At 47.3% G+C, this 18,597-nt stretch carries 17 protein-coding genes and 4 tRNA genes; all 21 read left to right on the forward strand.

Going from position 1 to position 18,597, the window contains the following annotated elements; translation table 11 throughout:
• The first annotated feature begins 29 nt into the window (after nt 1-29).
• Nucleotides 30-107: transfer RNA gene (locus tag C170_RS26680), tRNA-Asp, on the forward strand.
• 21 nt (nt 108-128) lie between these two features.
• Nucleotides 129-201, forward strand: a tRNA-Phe gene (locus C170_RS26685).
• A 12-nt stretch (nt 202-213) separates the two neighbouring features.
• A tRNA-Tyr gene (locus C170_RS26690) sits at nt 214-299 on the forward strand.
• A 7-nt stretch (nt 300-306) separates the two neighbouring features.
• Nucleotides 307-379: transfer RNA gene (locus tag C170_RS26695), tRNA-Lys, on the forward strand.
• Between the two features lie 144 nt (nt 380-523).
• Nucleotides 524-1,717 (forward strand): PucR family transcriptional regulator, encoded by a 1,194-nt coding sequence (locus tag C170_RS26700; RefSeq protein ID WP_051447417.1) that lies wholly within the window; start codon nt 524-526, stop codon nt 1,715-1,717.
• Between the two features lie 103 nt (nt 1,718-1,820).
• Entirely contained in the window at nt 1,821-2,948 is a 1,128-nt protein-coding gene (locus C170_RS26705; protein ID WP_017691279.1) for an ABC transporter ATP-binding protein, read from the forward strand.
• Between the two features lie 418 nt (nt 2,949-3,366).
• Complete coding sequence (gene hprK / locus C170_RS26710) at nt 3,367-4,305, forward strand: HPr(Ser) kinase/phosphatase (protein WP_017691278.1); 939 nt, start codon at nt 3,367-3,369, stop codon at nt 4,303-4,305.
• A 121-nt stretch (nt 4,306-4,426) separates the two neighbouring features.
• A complete protein-coding gene (lgt, locus tag C170_RS26715; RefSeq protein ID WP_036616160.1) occupies nt 4,427-5,452 on the forward strand; it encodes a prolipoprotein diacylglyceryl transferase in 1,026 nt (341 codons plus the stop codon).
• 6 nt (nt 5,453-5,458) lie between these two features.
• Nucleotides 5,459-6,115, forward strand: coding sequence for a pyrophosphatase PpaX (gene ppaX, locus C170_RS26720; RefSeq protein ID WP_017691276.1), 657 nt, complete (start codon nt 5,459-5,461; stop codon nt 6,113-6,115).
• A complete protein-coding gene (locus C170_RS26725; protein ID WP_036616162.1) occupies nt 6,112-6,654 on the forward strand; it encodes an acyltransferase in 543 nt (180 codons plus the stop codon). Before ppaX ends, C170_RS26725 begins: the two co-directional genes overlap by 4 nt.
• A 389-nt stretch (nt 6,655-7,043) precedes the next feature.
• Nucleotides 7,044-8,243, forward strand: a complete 1,200-nt coding sequence (locus C170_RS26730; RefSeq protein ID WP_036616165.1) for an ATP phosphoribosyltransferase regulatory subunit — start codon at nt 7,044-7,046, stop codon at nt 8,241-8,243.
• 1 nt (nt 8,244) lies between these two features.
• On the forward strand, nt 8,245-8,904 hold the full coding sequence (gene hisG, locus C170_RS26735) for an ATP phosphoribosyltransferase (RefSeq protein WP_036616167.1): 660 nt from the start codon (nt 8,245-8,247) through the stop codon (nt 8,902-8,904).
• Between the two features lie 133 nt (nt 8,905-9,037).
• Complete coding sequence (gene hisD / locus C170_RS26740; RefSeq protein ID WP_036616169.1) at nt 9,038-10,342, forward strand: histidinol dehydrogenase; 1,305 nt, start codon at nt 9,038-9,040, stop codon at nt 10,340-10,342.
• Nucleotides 10,335-10,964, forward strand: a complete 630-nt coding sequence (hisB, locus tag C170_RS26745; RefSeq protein WP_036616172.1) for an imidazoleglycerol-phosphate dehydratase HisB — start codon at nt 10,335-10,337, stop codon at nt 10,962-10,964. Before hisD ends, hisB begins: the two co-directional genes overlap by 8 nt.
• Nucleotides 10,965-10,967: 3 nt before the next feature.
• A complete protein-coding gene (gene hisH, locus C170_RS26750; RefSeq protein WP_036616175.1) occupies nt 10,968-11,594 on the forward strand; it encodes an imidazole glycerol phosphate synthase subunit HisH in 627 nt (208 codons plus the stop codon).
• 62 nt (nt 11,595-11,656) lie between these two features.
• Nucleotides 11,657-12,391 (forward strand): 1-(5-phosphoribosyl)-5-[(5-phosphoribosylamino)methylideneamino]imidazole-4-carboxamide isomerase, encoded by a 735-nt coding sequence (hisA, locus tag C170_RS26755; protein ID WP_036616178.1) that lies wholly within the window; start codon nt 11,657-11,659, stop codon nt 12,389-12,391.
• Between the two features lie 30 nt (nt 12,392-12,421).
• Entirely contained in the window at nt 12,422-13,183 is a 762-nt protein-coding gene (gene hisF / locus C170_RS26760) for an imidazole glycerol phosphate synthase subunit HisF (RefSeq protein WP_017691268.1), read from the forward strand.
• On the forward strand, nt 13,176-13,910 hold the full coding sequence (gene hisIE, locus C170_RS26765; RefSeq protein WP_370739117.1) for a bifunctional phosphoribosyl-AMP cyclohydrolase/phosphoribosyl-ATP diphosphatase HisIE: 735 nt from the start codon (nt 13,176-13,178) through the stop codon (nt 13,908-13,910). The genes hisF and hisIE overlap by 8 nt, the downstream gene beginning before the upstream one ends.
• A gap of 13 nt (nt 13,911-13,923) precedes the next feature.
• Nucleotides 13,924-14,748: a histidinol-phosphatase HisJ gene (hisJ, locus tag C170_RS26770; RefSeq protein WP_036616181.1), complete on the forward strand. Its 825-nt coding sequence runs from the start codon at nt 13,924-13,926 to the stop codon at nt 14,746-14,748.
• A 264-nt stretch (nt 14,749-15,012) separates the two neighbouring features.
• Nucleotides 15,013-15,960: a ribose-phosphate diphosphokinase gene (locus C170_RS26775; RefSeq protein ID WP_036616184.1), complete on the forward strand. Its 948-nt coding sequence runs from the start codon at nt 15,013-15,015 to the stop codon at nt 15,958-15,960.
• A gap of 255 nt (nt 15,961-16,215) precedes the next feature.
• Nucleotides 16,216-18,477 carry a helix-turn-helix domain-containing protein gene (locus C170_RS26780; protein ID WP_036616187.1) on the forward strand — a complete coding sequence of 754 codons (2,262 nt, stop codon included), beginning with the start codon at nt 16,216-16,218 and terminating at the stop codon, nt 18,475-18,477.
• The last annotated feature ends 120 nt before the right edge of the window (nt 18,478-18,597 follow it).

The raw sequence follows: 18,597 nt of genomic DNA on the forward strand, positions 1-18,597 counted from the left end.
AAGTCCTCTCGCCGGCACCATTAATGCCTGGAACCGTGGTGTAGTTGGCCTAACATGCCTGCCTGTCACGCAGGAGATCGCGGGTTCGAATCCCGTCGGTTCCGCCATTAATCCTAAAAATTAAATATGGCTCGGTAGCTCAGTCGGTAGAGCAGAGGACTGAAAATCCTCGTGTCGGCGGTTCGATTCCGTCCCGAGCCACCTTTAATCCCTGGAGGATTAGCGAAGTGGCCAAACGCATCAGACTGTAAATCTGCTCCCGTACGGGTTCGGTGGTTCGAATCCATCATCCTCCACCAGTTTTATGAGTCATTAGCTCAGTTGGTAGAGCACCTGACTTTTAATCAGGGTGTCGAAGGTTCGAGCCCTTCATGACTCATCTTTAAGAAAAGAGTGATTAATCATTAATTTGATTAGTTGCTCTTTTTTTGTTGTGTAATTTTATCTCAATATGGATATTTATTAATGCTGGGCAAGATATGATAAACTAATAGAAAACATGCAGAGTGGTGACGTTCATTATATGAAGCTCATACCTGATCTAAAACAGCAAATTGAAGTCATTATAGGCACAAATTTGGACGAATATGAAATTACAATAGAAGAATGGATGCAATCTGTTGCCAATCTAGTTGGTAATCATGAAAATTCAGAGACCTTTGGTGATGAAGGTGAGCGTCAGGAGTTATCTGATCAATCTGCATCTCCAATTTCATCCGATGTGATCAGTTTGAATACGGGAAAGCGTATATTTTTTAAGGTTCGGATGAATGAGCAAGAAGAGACTGTCGTGTGTTGGGGATGCCCTGCAAAATCTATTACCGTGGAGACACGACAATTGATTGAGCTTTTGATCCGTACTAACACGGCTCTACCCGATGAGGTACAACCTGTTGTATATGAGAATGATAGGGAGCAGTATTTGACTGAATTGGGTCTCTGGCTTAAAGAGCAGATCGAAGAACCAACCAAGCAGGAATCTGAAGCGGTTCCTGATCGCTTTGTGGTGCCCGCAGGCTTAAATGCTGAGAAGATTCTCTTCTTGCTGCAAGGGGATACACCGGATGCACATCGTTTACGATCCAAGGAACTCAACAAGTTGCTTGAGAGTTACTTTGGCGAGGAGATAGTCTTGATTCCTTTGGGGGAGCAAGAGTGGATTTTCATGGGTGATAAAGAAATTGTTACTGAAGAAGCCGAAGAAGATACAACGGAAGCCAAAAAGGATTCACTGAACGCTTTTTGTCTGGGGTTACATGAATTGGTTGCCAGTGAGTGGGCTGGGGTGTTCCATCTGTCTGCATCTCTGCCATGCATTCCTGCGCAACAACTTGTATCGGTCACAGTTCTTCTTAAAGAAAGTGTTCACTTAGGGAGAGCATTCCATGTTACGCAGCATATTCATCTCCCATGGGATCTTCACCTGGAGCGGTTGGTAGCGAGCATTCCAGATGATCAACGTATACGTTTTATAAAGGAAACTGGTAAAGACACGGTAATCTTCAATGACAGTGAGACACTTGCTACGCTGGAGACCTTTTTTAGCCTGGACTGTAATGTCAGCGAGACAGCGAAACGACTTTTCATTCATCGTAATACGTTGGTTTATCGTCTGGACAAGATAAAACAGGAGATTAGTTACGATGTGAGGCACTTCGAAAGTGCTGTTCTAGTGCAGTTTTTACTACTAATGTACAAAGTGACGAAAAAGCATTGATATTTTTGTGCAGTTTGCGAATAGTCAAACCTCACGTAGATAGGGTATTATAAAAATACAAATTGTATTCGATTTCAAAATGATCTCTGAGGAGGCAACAATCATGGCTGGAGTACGTTTAGAGCATATTTTCAAAAAATACCCGGGTTCTGATAAAGCAACTGTAGTTGACATTAACCTGGACATTAAAGATAAAGAATTTCTGGTACTGGTAGGTCCGTCCGGTTGTGGTAAATCAACAACACTTCGTATGATCGCAGGCCTTGAGGAAATTTCTGAAGGTAAACTCTATATCGGTGACCGTGTCGTTAATGATGTTGCACCTAAAGACCGCGATATCGCGATGGTATTCCAATCCTATGCCTTGTATCCGCATATGAGCGTATATCAAAACATGGCGTTTGGTTTGAAATTGCGTAAGGTTAAAAAAGATGAGATCGACAAACGTGTACGTGAAGCAGCTAAAATCCTGGATATCGAACATTTGCTTGAGCGTAAACCTAAGGCATTGTCCGGTGGTCAACGTCAACGTGTCGCTTTGGGACGTGCGATTGTCCGTGATCCACAAGTGTTCTTGATGGATGAGCCTCTCTCCAACTTGGATGCCAAACTGCGTGGTCAAATGCGTGCTGAGATCACTAAACTTGCGAAACGTTTGGAAACAACTGTTATCTACGTAACGCATGACCAGATCGAAGCTATGACGATGGGTGATCGGATCGTTGTTATGAAGGATGGTATCATCCAACAAGCAGCTTCTCCGGAAGAGTTGTACAACCTGCCGGCTAACCTGTTCGTAGCTGGTTTCATCGGTTCCCCGACAATGAACTTTATCTCGGGTAAACTCGCTGAGCAAGGTACTAGCATGCATTTCATAGCTCCTGGTGTGGATGTTGAAATCCCGCAAGGTAAAGCACAAGTGTTGAAATCTAGAGGATACATTGGTAAAGAAGTGATTCTGGGTGTTCGTCCAGAAGACATTCACGAAGAGCCAGTATTCCTGGAAGCATCCCCGAACTCTGTATTCTCTACACACGTAGATGTTACAGAGAACCTGGGTCACGAAATGCTCCTCTACTTGAGCGGTGTTGGTAATGATACAACGATCGCACGTGTAGACGGACGTTCTAACACTCGTGATGGTTCCACAGTTAAAATGGCCATCGACATGAACAAAGTTCATATCTTTGACAAAGAGACTGAAGTGAACGTACTTCTTCAAGACAAATAATACTGGGATTCCTCGGTGACGATGGAACCTGACAGTTAACGCAATTATACATTGTAATGAGAGCCCCTTCCGTTATTGCTGGAAGGGGCTTTTTTAAGATTAATGAATTTATAAGTTTCGGCAGAGTGGAAGGATTAATAATCGCAAGAAAAACACCCCTTAAACTACGAATGTAGTATCCTAGAAGGTGCTTCGATCAGAAGACTTTTCTTACTAATGGTTGTCGGAGGCTGCGATTGCATTCATCCCGGAATTCATTTAAGATTATTTGAAGGTCTGTCTTCATTTATTTGAGAGAATTGACTGTTGGAAGGGTATGCATTCTGTACCTCATGTTGTGAATGCGCTAATAATGGAAATAACTGATACACGATCTGATGTACATAGAGGGACAGCTAATGCTGAAAGGAAGAGACAAATGGCGAAAAAAGTGAAAGTATCTGAACTGGTGCAGCAATTTCAGTTGGAGGTTGTTTCTGGATCTCACGGATTGAAAAGAGTCATTACGGTAGATGACCTGAATCGTCCTGGTCTGGAAATGGCCGGTTATTTTGAATACCATCCACAAGAACGGGTACAGCTGCTTGGAAGAACGGAATTAGCTTTCTTTGCAATGTTACCTGAGCAAGAGCGGCGCGATCGTATGCAACGTCTTTGTACGGAAGAGACACCTTGTATCGTTGTCACGCGTGGACTGGAAGTTCCACAAGAGCTGATTGATATTAGTGAAGAACAGAATCTGGCTGTACTTCGCAGCAACATGGCTACAACGATTCTATCCAGCCGGATCACGGGATTCCTGGAAAAGAAATTGGCACCAACAGCAACCATTCACGGTGTACTTTGTGATGTCTATGGCGTAGGTATGCTGATCACAGGTAGCAGCGGTATTGGTAAGAGTGAAACAGCGCTTGAACTGGTGAAACGTGGACACCGACTGATTGCCGATGATGCGGTAGAGATCCGCCAAACGTCAGATTTTCAGCTGCACGGTACTGCACCTGAATTGATCCGCCATTTACTCGAAATTCGAGGTGTCGGTATTATCAACGTCATGACATTGTTCGGGGCTGGTGCGGTTCGGAATAACAAACGGATTACTTTGGTTGTACGTCTGGAAGCATGGCAGCAGGATAAACAATATGATCGGTTGGGTCTGGATGAAGAGACTACACGTATCATTGATACGGATGTACCTCTTGTTACGATTCCTGTTCGTCCGGGACGGAACTTGGCGGTTATTATTGAAGTGGCAGGTATGAACTATCGCCTGAAACAGATGGGTCTGAATGCTGCGCTGCAATTCACGAACAAGCTGACAGCAACCATCTCGGAAGATATGGAAGACATGGATTAAGAAATATTTTATACAAGGAAATGAAGATAAATGGTTGACATGTACTGCTTCTCTTAAGGCGCAGTGTATGCCAACCATTCGTCATGCGTGCGATTGATTGAATAAATAGGAGTGTGAATGAATGGATACATTATTACTGTTGAACCCGATTGCGTTCTCTATTGGAGCGTTAAAGGTTCACTGGTACGGGCTTATTCTTGGTGCCGCGGCACTTATAGGACTCCTGCTCGTGATCCGGGAGGGCAAACGATACAATATTCCACAGGAAGTGTTCATGGACATGGTCTTGCTGGGCGTGCCTTCTGCCATCATTGGTGCCCGCATCTACTACGTCGCATTTAAATGGGAAGATTATAAAGATAATTTCTGGGATGTCTTTAAAATATGGAATGGCGGTATCGCCATCTATGGTGCCCTTATTGGTGCAATCATCTGTGCAGTTATTTTCTTCCGTCGTAAAGGATATAACTTCTGGCGTATGGCCGATATCTGTGCGCCTGGACTGCTCGTTGGACAGTTGATCGGACGCTGGGGGAACTTTGTGAATCAGGAAGCCTACGGCGGTCCTGTAGAAGAATCATTTTTGAGAGACAAGCTTCATCTGCCAGACTTTATTGTGAATCAAATGAACGTAGAAGGCGTATTCCACCATCCTGCGTTTTTGTATGAATCGATGTGGAGTCTCGTTGGTCTGGTCTTGCTGCTGGTTCTGCGTCGTCAGAAGTTTCTGCGTTCAGGTGAACTGTTCATGTCTTATTTCATCTGGTACTCTATCGGTCGTTTCTTCATTGAAGCTCTACGTACGGACAGTCTTGGCTTCCAGGCTCCGCAATGGGTCGCTTCATTAGTAAACGGGCTATGGTCTCCAATGACTGCAATGGGCTTTGAACAAGGATATCTTGATCCTGCTTACGGTAACGTAAGAATCTCGCAACTGCTCGCTATTGGCATCATTATTGTTGCTGTTGTATTCATTGTGGTGAGAAGAGTGACAGGTAAAGCAGATGTTCGTTACAGTGATCCGATTGTATCGTCCAAAGTTACCTCAGATGATATGGAGCATACGGGAACAGTTGCTGGCAAAGAGAATAAGTTAACACCTCCAGCCAAAGATGAATCCAAGCAAGTTGATGATAAAAAGGAGTAATGCAACATGATTGACACGGTATTGTTTGATCTGGATGGCACGATTATTGATACCAATGAGCTGATTATCAGCTCATTCCAGCATGTCATGGGGGGATGGGAGCATTCAGCTCCATGGACACGGGAACAGATTATTCCACATATGGGCGGCACACTGGAGCAGCAAATGCGTACCTTCTCTGGCCAGGAGGAAGTCTCCGAGTACGTGAAAGGTTACCGTGCTTATAATGATATCCATCATGAAGCGATGGTTAGACCTTTTCCACATGTTATTGAGGTAGTAGAGGCGCTGCATCAGGCTGGCATTGTGATGGGTGTGGTCACAACCAAAATTCGTCCATCTACATTAAAGGTGCTAGAACGTTTTGACCTATTGAAGTATATGAAGACGATTGTAACAGTAACTGACGTAACGAATCCGAAGCCGCACGCTGAACCGGTACTGAAAGCGATGACGGAACTGGGTGCAGATCCTGCCAAAACGTTAATGGTGGGTGACAGTCCAGTGGATATCCAATCGGCTCAAAATGCGGGCGCACTCTCGGCGGGGGTTGCATGGTCCCTTAAAGGGGAAACAATCCTGAACGGATATGGACCCGATCATATGTTGCATGACATGAGAGATTTATTGAAACTCATCCGTATTGAAACGGGACGTTCATGAGAAAAGTAACCCGCTATCCGGTAGAGGACCAGAATGCACTTTGGCATATCTACAAGACAGTGAGTCCGTGGAAGGGCGTTCGTAATTTTATCTGGATCCAGTTGTCACGTTACTGTCCGATCCTATCGGTGAAGAATTGGATTTACCGCCGAATGCTCGGTATGAAGGTGGGAAAACACACAGCCTTTGGCCTGATGGTGATGGTGGATGTATTTTTTCCGGAGAAAATAACGGTCGGCGAAAACTCGGTCATCGGTTACAACACAACGATTCTCGCTCATGAGTATCTCATTAAGGAGTACAGACTCGGTGAGGTGATTATCGGGGAAAATGTACTGATAGGTGCCAATACAACGATTCTGCCCGGGGTAACTATAGGAGATGGAGCTGTTGTGGCTGCTGGAGCTGTCGTACATAAGGATGTTGCACCAGGAGCTTTTGTTGGAGGTAATCCACTTCGTGATTTATCCCGCGCGGCAGCTTCTACAGAAGAAACTGTCTTTAACACGGATGATTCTTCTCAGGGTAGTGTGCATTGAGTCAATAAAGTAATGAATGAAGATGGGTTGAAGTTAAAAGCTGCTTATGGCAGCTTTTTTCGTATATAAATACCGATTGGCGAGCGTAATGGTGTGCATATAAAACGATATGTCGATCCAAGGGCAATCAAGCTTTGGTATTGTTGACGGTAGTGCGGATTTCGTGTTATCATATCCCATATCCTTTAGTTTGTTAGCACTTTACCATGTGAAAGTATTCTTGGAGAAATGAAGCATGATAAGGATTGGACTAAACCAATAGTTGAAGGCTTATGCGATAATACTGTGATTCAGGTTTATAAGATAGAATGGGGATTTACACTACATAAATCCTGTTGAAATAGAACGAGTGCAACTCTTAAATTACTGACTCGGGGTGAATATTACCAATGTCCAAACCAAAAGGTTTTGAAAAACCGACCGGATTCCGCGACTATACACCACATGTAGTATCCAAGCTGCGGACGATTGAACGCAATGTACTGGAATGTATGGAACGCTGGGGTTACCGTCAGATCATCACACCAACCATTGAATATTACGATACGGTAGGTGTGGCAAGCTCTACATCAGATCGTAAATTATTTAAATTGCTAAACAGCCGGGGAACCACACTGGTACTCAGATCGGATCTAACGGCTCCTATTGCACGCGTCGTTTCATCCATGCTCAAAGATGAGCAGTTGCCGCTGCGTCTGTCCTATCATGCGAACGTATTCCGTTCTATTGAAGAGGAAGCTGGGCGTGAAGCTGAATTTTTCCAGACGGGCGTGGAGTTGGTTGGAGACGACTCGCCTGAAGCGGATGCAGAAGTTGTTGCGCTTGCGATTGCCTCTTTGCAGGCAGCGGGTGTGTCTTCTTTTAAAATAGCGATGGGTCATATGGGATTCCTGAACGGATTACTGGAGGAAGTGATTCCAGGCCAGACCGCTGAGCAGGAGCAATTGAAGGAAGGGTTGCTCGGACGTGATTATGTCGGCTATCGCCAGTCGATTGAAGCATTGAATCTGGAGCCTAAGTTGAAAGAACAGCTTGAAGCGATCCTTCGTCTGCGTGGTGGCAAGGAAGTATGCACACATGCGGTAGAGCTAAGTTCAAGTGCTGAAGCAGCACAGTCGATTGCACATCTGTGTGCCGTATTCGAAGTGTTGGAAGCGTACGGTGTATCCGAGCATGTGCTGATTGATCTGACGATGATCGGTGATTTCTCCTATTATACGGGCATGACCTTTGAAGGGTATGCAGCCGAACTGGGATCTCCGGTATGTAGCGGCGGACGGTATGATAATCTGTTACAACAGTTTGGTCGTTCATTGCCAGCTACAGGATTTGCACTGAAAACGAACCGTATTATTGATGGTGTTCATGGCATTACCATTGAAGAGAAAAAACCGGTACTTATCCAATATACCCCGAAGCGTCGGGCCGAGGCACTAACAGAAGCGGCAAGATTACGCAGTATGGGACAAAATGTAGTGACACTCCTTCTTCCTGAAGATGGGGCTGGGGCAAGTGCCGTATCGGTTGAAGCAAGAACCGCTCACGCTGAGCAGGTTATTACTTACGGATCTGAAGAAGGAGGACGCTGAGATGTCGGATATTCTGAAGGTGGCCATGCCGAAGGGCCGAATCTATAAAAAAGCCTCCAAATTGTTTCGTGAAGCGGGGCTGGATATTCCAGAAGACGTGGACGATACACGCAGATTGGTCATCGAAGTACCGGAAGCGGGAATGGAATTCATTATGGCTAAGCCAGTAGATGTTCCAACATATGTGGAGTACGGTGTTGCCGATATCGGAATTGTTGGTAAAGACGTGCTGCTGGAGGAAGATCGGGATGTGTACGAACTGTTGAATCTGGGAATCGCTCAGTGCCGTATGTCTGTGATCGGACTTCCAGACTGGAAGCCAGGCATCCAGCAACGTGTTGCAACGAAGTATCCAAGGATTGCTTCACAGTATTTCCGGGAGCAGGGGCAGCAGGTCGAGGTGATCAAGCTGAATGGTTCCATTGAGCTAGCGCCCCTGATTGGTCTGGCAGACCGGATTGTCGATCTGGTGGAGACAGGTCAGACACTGCGCGAGAACGGATTGGTGGAGATGACAAGCATTCTGGACATCACCAGCCGTCTTATCGCCAATCGGGTAAGTTATCGGATGAAAAATGCACGAATCCAGGCTTTATGTGATGCACTTCAGCAGGTCATACCGGCATCGAATGAGATATCGGCGGGAAGCTTTCGGGGATAAACTACTGCGTCAGAAATATAGATGAGAAACATGTAAAGCAGAAGCAGAAGCAAAAGCAAGAGTAAGAGACACAAAAAGGAAACGAATCGGCCACAAAAAGGCAGGCATTACAGAGGATGAGGAGGTTGTACGTATGAAAATTGTACCTGCACGGGAGTTTGATCTGAAGCGGGAAGTGGAGTATGGCACGCCGGAGCAAAATGAAACGGTACGGCGTATTGTCAGCGACATTCGCCGTGAGGGTGATACGGCACTGCTGCGTTACACGGAGCAGCTGGACCGCACAAAGCTGACTGCCGCGGAGTTGCGCGTGCCGCAGGAAGAGCTGCAGGCGGCTTATGCAGCCGTGGAGCCATCCTTTGTGACGGCGATCCGGCAAGCCGCCGCCAACATTCGTGCGTTTCATGAGAAACAGAAACGCAACTCGTGGATGGATTGGCAGCCGGACGGCAGCCTGCTGGGCCAGGTCATCCGACCGCTGAAGCGGGTCGGCGTTTATGTACCTGGCGGCAAAGCAGCGTATCCATCGTCTGTGCTGATGAATGTGATTCCGGCACAGGTGGCAGGCGTGCCGGAGATTGTTCTCGTGACGCCGCCGTCTACGAATGGTGGCGAAGGTATTAACCCGTACATCCTCGTTGCTGCTGCGGAAGCAGGCGTGAGCGAGATGTACCGGGTTGGCGGCGCTCAAGCTATCGCCGCCCTGGCTTACGGCACGGAGAGTATTGCACCGGTCGACAAGATCTGTGGACCGGGCAATATTTACGTGGCGCTCGCGAAGCGCGAGGTGTACGGTGCGGTCGATATCGATAGTATCGCCGGGCCGAGTGAGATTGTGGTGCTCGCCGATGATACGGCGAATTCGGTGTACGTCGCCGCCGACCTGTTGTCGCAGGCGGAACATGACGAGATGGCATCGGCCATTCTCGTCACGAATTCGGCCACGCTGGCGGAAGCCGTGCAGGGCGAAGTGCAGCGGCAGCTTGAAGTGCTGCCGCGGCGGGATATCGCTGCTGCTTCCGTGGAGCAGTATGGCGCGATTATTGTGGTCGATTCCATCGATGAGGGAATTGACGTGGTGAACCGGCTCGCACCGGAGCATCTGGAGATCATGGTGCAGGAGCCGATGGCTTACGCTGGCCGGATCGAAAATGCCGGCGCGATCTTCCTCGGCCCATACAGCTCGGAGCCGGTGGGGGATTATTTTGCAGGACCCAATCACATTATTCCGACCAATGGAACTGCGCGATTCAGTTCACCAGTGGACGTGGATGATTTTATCAAGAAATCGAGTCTGATCTATTATAGTAAAGAAGCGCTGCTGAAGAACGGAGCGGCTATTATAGAGTTGGCCCGCCATGAGGGTCTTGAAGGGCATGCCCGTGCAATCGCTGTAAGGTTAGAACAGGAAGGAAAGGCGGAATCGGACAATGGATAAGCAAAATAATGGTGTGGAACTTGAAAACAAAGGTGCGGTGCGCCAAGCAGAGGTTGACCGCAAAACAAACGAGACCAATATTCAGTTGGCCTTTAATGTAGATGGAACAGGACAATCCACGATTGAAACGGATGTACCTTTCCTGAATCATATGCTGGATCTGTTCACAAAGCACGGACAATTCGACCTGAACGTGCAGGCCCGCGGAGATATTGATATCGACGATCATCACACGGTTGAAGACATCGGAATCTGTCTCGGACAGACGTTGCGAGAAGCGTTGGGTGACAAACGTGGAATTAAGCGTTACGCCAGTGTTTTTGTACCAATGGACGAGGCACTCGCTCAGGTCATTATTGATGTGAGTAACCGACCTCACTTTGAATACCGTGCAGAATACTCTTCCCAACAAGTAGGCAGTTTCTCCACGGAGCTGGTACATGAATTCCTGTGGAAATTAGCGCTGGAAGCTCGGATTACGTTACATGTCATTGTGCACTATGGTCAGAACACCCACCACATGATTGAAGCGATCTTTAAGGCGCTGGGACGTGCACTGGATGAAGCAACGATGATTGATCCACGTGTAACGGGTGTGCCTTCCACGAAGGGAGTGCTGTAGACGATGGCGATTGCAATTGTCGATTACGGTATGGGTAACCTGCACAGCGTCGGCAAAGCGGTCGAACGTCTTGGCTACGAAGCGCTGGTCACGGGTGACCGGGAAGAGATTCTTGGCGCAGATGGTGTCATTTTACCAGGCGTAGGTGCTTTTGGTGATGCGATGGTTCATCTGCGGGAGAGTGGACTGGATAAGGTGGTGAAGGAAGCCGCTGCCGGGACCAAACCACTGCTCGGTATCTGTTTGGGCATGCAATTGTTATTCAGCTCAAGTGAAGAGCATGGTGAGCATGAGGGACTGGATATTTTTCCAGGTAAAGTGGTGCGATTCGCACCAGGAGAGCTGAAAGTTCCTCATATGGGATGGAACCGTTTGGAATTTCTGCACGCGGAAAATCCTCTATTTACGGGGCTTGAAGCAGGTCACGTCTATTTTGTCCATTCCTATCATGCGCTTACTGAAAACAGGGACGATCTGCTGGCGGTAACGGATTACGGACATCCGGTGACAGCCATTGTAGGCAGAGGATCCAACTTCGGCATGCAATTCCACCCAGAGAAAAGTGGAGAGCTCGGTATGAAGCTGCTTGGCAACTTTTTGGCTCTGACAGGAGCACCTGTACAAAGGTAAAACATCATCTCTTCTTAACTATAGAAAGCGTACAAATCTAATTCATATTCAGGAGGCCTTGTATGTCATCTTTTATCCTATATCCGGCGATTGATATCCGGGACGGCAAATGTGTAAGACTGGTGCAGGGAGATTATAATCAGGAGACCGTGTATAACGATGACCCGGTTCAAGTGGCTTTATCCTGGGAGAAACAAGGCGGTACATATGTCCATCTGGTGGATCTGGATGGTGCGAAAGCGGGTTATCCTGTTAACGATGAGCTGATCGGGCGGATTGCCTCGGCTGTGAACGTACCTGTTCAGGTAGGTGGCGGACTTCGTACGGTAGCTGATGTAGAACGTTTGCTGGGTCTGGGTGTTAGCCGGCTGATCATTGGAACAGCAGCGATTGAGGATCGTGCATTTACAGAGGAAGTACTGGGACGTTATGGCGACAAAGTGGCAATTGGCATCGACGCTCGTAACGGTTACGTGGCAACTCGCGGTTGGCTTGAAACATCGGAAGTGCAAGCAGAGGTGCTCGCGAAGGAACTGGCGGCATATGGAGCAGAAACATTTATCTTTACGGATATTTCCCGTGATGGCATGATGCAGGGTCCTAATGTGGAAGCGATTGTGTCTCTAGCTAAGGCAAGCGGACGGACGGTTATTGCTTCAGGCGGTGTGAGTGTAATGGATGATCTGCTTCGTCTGAGTCGCCACGCGGATGATGGTGTTGGTGGAGCAATTGTGGGTAAAGCACTGTATACGGGAAGCATCGATCTGTCTGAAGCAGTACGTGCGGTCAATAAGTAAGGGATATTCGGATAGAGAGGAAGAGGTAGCATGCTGGCAAAAAGAATCATCCCCTGTCTGGACGTGAAAGACGGCCGGGTCGTCAAAGGCGTCAACTTCGTTAATCTCCGCGATGCGGGTGATCCGGTAGAGCTGGCGGCACTATATGACCGCGAGGGCGCGGACGAATTGGTCTTTCTCGATATCTCCGCTTCGGTAGAAGGTCGCGAAACGATGGAAGAAGTCGTGCGGCAGACGGCGGGCGAGATCGCTATTCCCTTTACGGTAGGTGGTGGCATCTCCAAGGTAGAGGACATGAAGCGGATTCTCCGTGCAGGAGCGGATAAAATTGCAGTGAATACAGCCGCGGTACTTAATCCGCAGTTGATTGCAGATGGTGCACGTCGCTTTGGCTCGCAGTGTATCGTGGTAGCGATCGATGCCAAGTATAACGAAGCTTGGGGCGAGTGGGAAGTCTATACCCATGGTGGACGGAAACCCTCCGGGATCAAGGCGCTGGAATGGGTTAAACAGGCTGAGAGCTTGGGCGCGGGGGAGATTCTGCTCACAAGTATGGACGCGGACGGAACAAAAGACGGCTTTGATCTGAAGCTGACGGCAGCGGTATCCGAATCTGTGCGTATTCCAGTCATCGCATCGGGCGGTGCGGGCAAGGAATCTCATTTCTATGATGTATTTACCACAGGCAAAGCGGACGCAGGGCTGGCCGCAACGATTTTCCATTACAAAGAAATCGCCGTACCGGCGTTAAAACAACATTTGAGAGAACAAGGGGTGGAGATCCGTGACTAAAGTGAGCGATGAAATCAAGGAACAGTTATCCTTGGAACAGGTTGTGGAACACATTCGTTGGAGTGAAGGTTTGGTTCCTGCCATTGTGCAGGATGTAGATACCCGTGAAGTTTTAATGATGGCTTATATGAATCGCGAATCTCTGAAGTTGTCGCTGGAATCCGGTGAGACCTGGTTCTGGTCACGCTCGCGTCAGGAGTTGTGGCATAAAGGAGCAACATCTGGCAACGTGCAGACGATTACTTCCCTAAAATATGATTGTGACGGCGATACCTTGTTGGTTGAGGTGAAACCGAACGGTCCGGCTTGCCATACAGGGGCGGTAACTTGTTTCCATAATGAAATCATTGGTTTGCCAGAGAAATCGGCAGACAAGGCTTCGGATGAAGCGGGTGCGGCATCTGCTTCTGCAAGTTCCGGTTCCGAAAGTCGCTTTGAGGTATTGGCTGAACTGGAATCCGTTATTGCAGAGCGTGAACGTGAGCGTCCTGAGGGTGCATATACAACGTATCTGTTTGATAAAGGTGTAGACAAAATACTGAAAAAAATCGGTGAAGAAGCGTCCGAGACGATCATCGCCGCCAAAAATAAAGATAATGACGAGCTTCGTCTGGAAGTCAGTGACCTGATGTATCACCTGCTCGTCCTGTTACAAGAGCGCAAGCTACCGCTGGACGACATTATGTCAGAGCTGAGCCGCCGTCATGAACGGCCTCGCCGCGATTAAGGAGGCGAGTTTCGTGCGTATAGACTATCATACACACCATGAGCGGTGTGGACATGCCGTGGGCAAACTGGAAGAGTACGTGCAGCGTGGTGTGGAGATCGGACTATCCCAGATTGGATTGTCCGATCACATGCCCTTGTTGCATGTCGATCCGGCTCAATATTATCCGGAAATGGCGATGCCTATGGATGAACTGCCGCGTTACGTAGAGGAGTGTTTCTCCCTGAAAGAACGTTACCGTGGGCAGATTGACGTACGTGTTGGTCTGGAAGGTGACTATATCGAAGGCTGGGAAACAGAGATCCGTGCAATCATTGAGCGTTATCCATGGGATTATGTGATTGGCTCTGTGCATTTTCTTGGGGAATGGGACATTACGGATTTCCGCCAGACCCATCACTGGGAGGGCAAAGACATCCTTGAAGTATATCGTCAGTACTACGATGCCGTAAGCAAGGCAGCCGCCACGGGCATGTACGATATTATGGGCCATACGGATGTCATTAAACGGTTTGGCTATGTTCCTTCAACGGAGCAGACAGAAGAACGTATCTCACTGGAGAACGCAGCGCTGCAGGCTATTGCCAAAAGTGGTTGCGCCATGGAGCTGAATGCTTCCGGGATATCGAAGCCTTGTGCCGAGATGTTCCCTAGTCGCAGAATGCTGACAGAAGCCATTCGCTTGGGTATTCCATTAACCATGGGCTCTGATGCACATGACCCAATGAAGCTGGGCGATTATTTGCCTGAAGCTGAAGCACTTTTACATGAGTTGGGCTGTACGGAAGTCGCTGTTTTTGAAGGCCGTCATCGCTCGTTCATTCCTTTAAATGTATAAGCCATTGGAGTATAATGAGGGTAGGAAATAACCTTTTAGAGGTAGTTCAAAAATTCCGCCTTTGATTACGAAGGATGCCTAATGGCATCTTCAGCATCGAAGCTGGAATTCAGCCGAAATGTCCGTTGCTCACGTAGTTTTGCCTACGCTCCGCTACTCCATTTCTAGCTTTATCCCATCTTCTCGGTACTGAAAACCGGTCTTTTTGAACACTCGCTTTTAGATAAGGGATTATATAGGGACTTCAACCCTCGGGAGGGCATTATGCAGCATTCGTTACGTATTTTTTCCGGTTCATCGAACCCTAAGCTGGCAGAACAGGTATGTGACAAGCTGGGTGTACAACTGGGCAAGATCAAGCTGTCCAGGTTCAAGAGCGGAGAAATATACGTTCATTATGAAGAAACGATTCGTAATTGTGATGTGTTTCTGGTACAGTCGTTGTCTCATCCGATCAACGAGCTGTTTGTCGAGTTGCTTGTGATGATTGATGCTGCAAAGAGGGCTTCAGCGCGCACTGTTAACATCATTGTTCCGTATTACGGTTATGCTCGTCAAGAGCGCAAATCCGCACCACGGGAACCGATCTCGGCCAAGATGGTAGCAGATGTATTAACTACGGCTGGCGCCAATCGAGTGGTAACGATTGACCTGCACGCAGCGGCCATTCAGGGATTTTTCAACATTCCGGTTGACCATATGACATCACTGGATCTGATTAGTGATTATCTGTTAAGCAAAGGAATCGAGAACCCTGTTGTCGTCTCCCCGGATGCGGGACGAGCATCGATGGCAGAGAAGCTGGCGAACCGTCTGGATTCTCCATTTGCCATTATGATCAAGAAACGTCCAAGCCATAATGAATCGGTGATTACCCATGTCATTGGTGATGTAGAAGGACGGACACCTATTATTATTGAGGATCTGATCGACACTGGAACAACCATTCTGAATGTCGTGGAAGGGTTGAAGGAACGTGGCTCCAAAAATGTATATGTATGTGCAACACACGGATTGTTCTCGGATGGTGCAGTAAGTAAATTGAATCACCCGTCGATTGAAGAGGTGGTAGTTACGGACTCGATCGCACTGCCAGATGATCACCCTGAATGCTTCAAAGTGTTACCTGTTGCGCCAATGCTGGCCCGCGCTGTACGCATTATTGTGGATGGTGGCTCCATGGCCACATTGTTTAAGGATTCTGGCATTTAGAGCATCGAAGATATAACGGTGTGCTGCCAGATGAATTGTTCCGTGTCTGAGTTGTTATCTGCTCAGCACGGTTTTTTTTGTTTTGGCTCTTTGAATTCAATTCTTGCTTTGCTGCTCAGAGGCTTGTGCTATAATAACATAAAATCAGTTATGATAGCGTTATCATATAGTATTCAGCCCCTAAGGTGAGATGGATGCTGAACAGTAGAACCACGGCTGAGAACATTGGCATCGTGGAGTGAGGAGTGGGGTCTATTGTCTCGTAATTGGTACTATCGGTTATTGTTCTCGTACTTCCCAATTTTTTTTCTTACGGTGACCATACTCATTTTCATCGCGTTTGTTTTCATCAATGACATCTCTAAAGAGGAAACAAAAAAAGCAGACCGGATTTCCTCCAGTTATATGATAGACACGGTGGATCGCACAATCAGGGATATTGAACTATCCATCCTGGAAACGGTACAGAGTCAGCAGGCATACAAACTCTATTTTAATAACACAAACCTGACCAGCTCGGACACGGTGTATGCAATTGCGCAGAATTTACGTGAGCTATCCAATTCGTCCTCATGGATTCAGTCCATCTATCTATATGACAAGCGAAATAAACATGTTCTGACCGTAAGTGGTTCCAGAGAAGTGGAAGGTTTCTCGGATAAGGCATGGATTGATCAGATGGGTACCGGGTCGATCGGTTCAGGCTGGCAGCCGGTCCGGGAATTCGATGCGGACTCTGTTCAACGTACCCCTATTCGCGTATTAACCGTGAACAAGGACATGCCTTTGCCTTTTGGCTCTCAGGGCACATTGGTCATTAATATCAAGATGAGCAGCATTGAACAGAGTGTAGATAGTATGGTTAATGGTCAGCTCTCATTCCTGACGATTACGGATCGGGACGGTAAGGTTGTGTATAACGCACATTCGGACCAAGAGGGCTCGATAGACGGTCAGGAACTGAATAGGCTAGCGCTAGAAAGACTGGGCTGGACAATATCCAGTGGAATTAAGGCTGGCAACTTGTTTGGCTGGGTATCGGTCATATCTTATGTATGGGTGATCATTGCTATTGTGACTGTCATCTGTGCGATTGTATATATCGTGTATATTACTCGCCGTAACTATAAACCCATTCAGATCATCATGAACCGGATTGAGTCTCATCAGATTCGGGCGTTCGAACACTCAGGTGCTCGCACGGATGAGATGAAGATGATTGACGGTGTGCTTGAGAATCTGATTAATCATATGATGGATTATGACAAGAAAAGCAGGGAAAATGTACTTATGCAGCGCAGCAAGTTGTTCAATGCCCTGTTGCATGGTGAACACATGGAAAATGCAGCAGAGCAATTAAAAGAGCTTTCTCCATTGAATGACGTGCATGACTCGTCGCGTTTTGTCGTTGTTGTTGGAGAGATTAACCGTTATGAGAAGGGATTTCAGGAGAGGTACACGAGAGGTGAACAAAATACGCTGAAATTTGCCTTGATGAACGTTTTGCAAGAGCTGTCACGTAATACGGGAGTCCAATGCTGGACGGAATGGATTAGTGTGGATCGAATTGCAATCCTTTTTGTGTTCAAAGAACAGAATGATAACAACTTGGATATGTCTGGGCAGATTCGTGTTGTAGCTGAGGAATGCAAATCTTGGGTAGAACAAAATCTACGCATTTCCTTAAGCTTTGGCATTGGACCTATCGCTCAGGGAATCGGTACAATACGAGATTCCTATGCGGCCGCAGAAGCGGTAATGCAACGTAAACTGTTGATGACTGGAGATGTCGGCCAAGCCGACTGCGGTGAAACGCAGCATCCTTTGCTGGATACCTATACCTATCTGCAGATGATTGCGGACTTTGTTAAGCGGTTCCGGATGTCGAGTGGACAGTGGCGGGAACAGTTGGAGGAGATCTTTACAGCGTTTGAACAGAACAAACTGCCGGATGATGAGATTCGTTCTCTGATTCAGGCCATGTTACAGATGCTCAGCCGAGAGGTGGCCATGATGTCGGAAGGACTCCAGGAAGAGCTGTCCGAAGAAAACATCAACAGATGGTTGAGTGCTGTAGAAGAGGCAGAGACGCTTGCGGATGTGAAAAGTCTTTTGTTTGATGGTCTGACGGACTTGTTCAGAACGTATGTAGCGGTAACGGAAACCAAGAGCTACAAAGCCATGGTCAACGAAATGAAAAATTATATCGAAGAACAGTTTGCGAATCCTGATCTTTCATTGAAACATCTGAGCGATCGATTCCAGATTACGGGCAAACATGCGAGTTATTTGTTCAAGACAGAATTCAACATGAAGTTTGTTGATTTTGTTACAGAGCTTCGCATGAAGGAGACGGAGCAGCTTCTGCTCAATACCGATTACTCTTTGCAGGATATTGCCCTGAAGGTGGGGTATGCAAATGGAATTACGTTGGGACGTGTATTTAAGCGGGTAACGGGTATTACACCAGGAGATTATCGTCGTTTGAAACGTGAACATCGAGAACCCGAAGAGTAAAGCAAAAGTGATCCTATTCTGAGATCTGTACATCAGGATAACACAGGGTGAATTTCATGTAGTCACTTTCCACTTAGGAGAGAGGCTTGCAGAGGTTCGCCCTGTTTTCGTTGAACAATA

This window comes from Paenibacillus sp. FSL H7-689, from assembly GCF_000517905.1.
Classification (GTDB): domain Bacteria; phylum Bacillota; class Bacilli; order Paenibacillales; family Paenibacillaceae; genus Paenibacillus; species Paenibacillus amylolyticus.

What these genes read in the sequence shown, in the direction of transcription:
- C170_RS26700 (WP_051447417.1), top strand. Translation starts at nt 524, where the DNA reads ATGAAGCTCATACCTGATCTAAAACAGCAAATTGAAGTCATTATAGGC.
- C170_RS26705 (WP_017691279.1), top strand. Translation starts at nt 1,821, where the DNA reads ATGGCTGGAGTACGTTTAGAGCATATTTTCAAAAAATACCCGGGTTCT.
- hprK (WP_017691278.1), top strand. Translation starts at nt 3,367, where the DNA reads ATGGCGAAAAAAGTGAAAGTATCTGAACTGGTGCAGCAATTTCAGTTG.
- lgt (WP_036616160.1), top strand. Translation starts at nt 4,427, where the DNA reads ATGGATACATTATTACTGTTGAACCCGATTGCGTTCTCTATTGGAGCG.
- ppaX (WP_017691276.1), top strand. Translation starts at nt 5,459, where the DNA reads ATGATTGACACGGTATTGTTTGATCTGGATGGCACGATTATTGATACC.
- C170_RS26725 (WP_036616162.1), top strand. Translation starts at nt 6,112, where the DNA reads ATGAGAAAAGTAACCCGCTATCCGGTAGAGGACCAGAATGCACTTTGG.
- C170_RS26730 (WP_036616165.1), top strand. Translation starts at nt 7,044, where the DNA reads ATGTCCAAACCAAAAGGTTTTGAAAAACCGACCGGATTCCGCGACTAT.
- hisG (WP_036616167.1), top strand. Translation starts at nt 8,245, where the DNA reads ATGTCGGATATTCTGAAGGTGGCCATGCCGAAGGGCCGAATCTATAAA.
- hisD (WP_036616169.1), top strand. Translation starts at nt 9,038, where the DNA reads ATGAAAATTGTACCTGCACGGGAGTTTGATCTGAAGCGGGAAGTGGAG.
- hisB (WP_036616172.1), top strand. Translation starts at nt 10,335, where the DNA reads ATGGATAAGCAAAATAATGGTGTGGAACTTGAAAACAAAGGTGCGGTG.
- hisH (WP_036616175.1), top strand. Translation starts at nt 10,968, where the DNA reads ATGGCGATTGCAATTGTCGATTACGGTATGGGTAACCTGCACAGCGTC.
- hisA (WP_036616178.1), top strand. Translation starts at nt 11,657, where the DNA reads ATGTCATCTTTTATCCTATATCCGGCGATTGATATCCGGGACGGCAAA.
- hisF (WP_017691268.1), top strand. Translation starts at nt 12,422, where the DNA reads ATGCTGGCAAAAAGAATCATCCCCTGTCTGGACGTGAAAGACGGCCGG.
- C170_RS26775 (WP_036616184.1), top strand. Translation starts at nt 15,013, where the DNA reads ATGCAGCATTCGTTACGTATTTTTTCCGGTTCATCGAACCCTAAGCTG.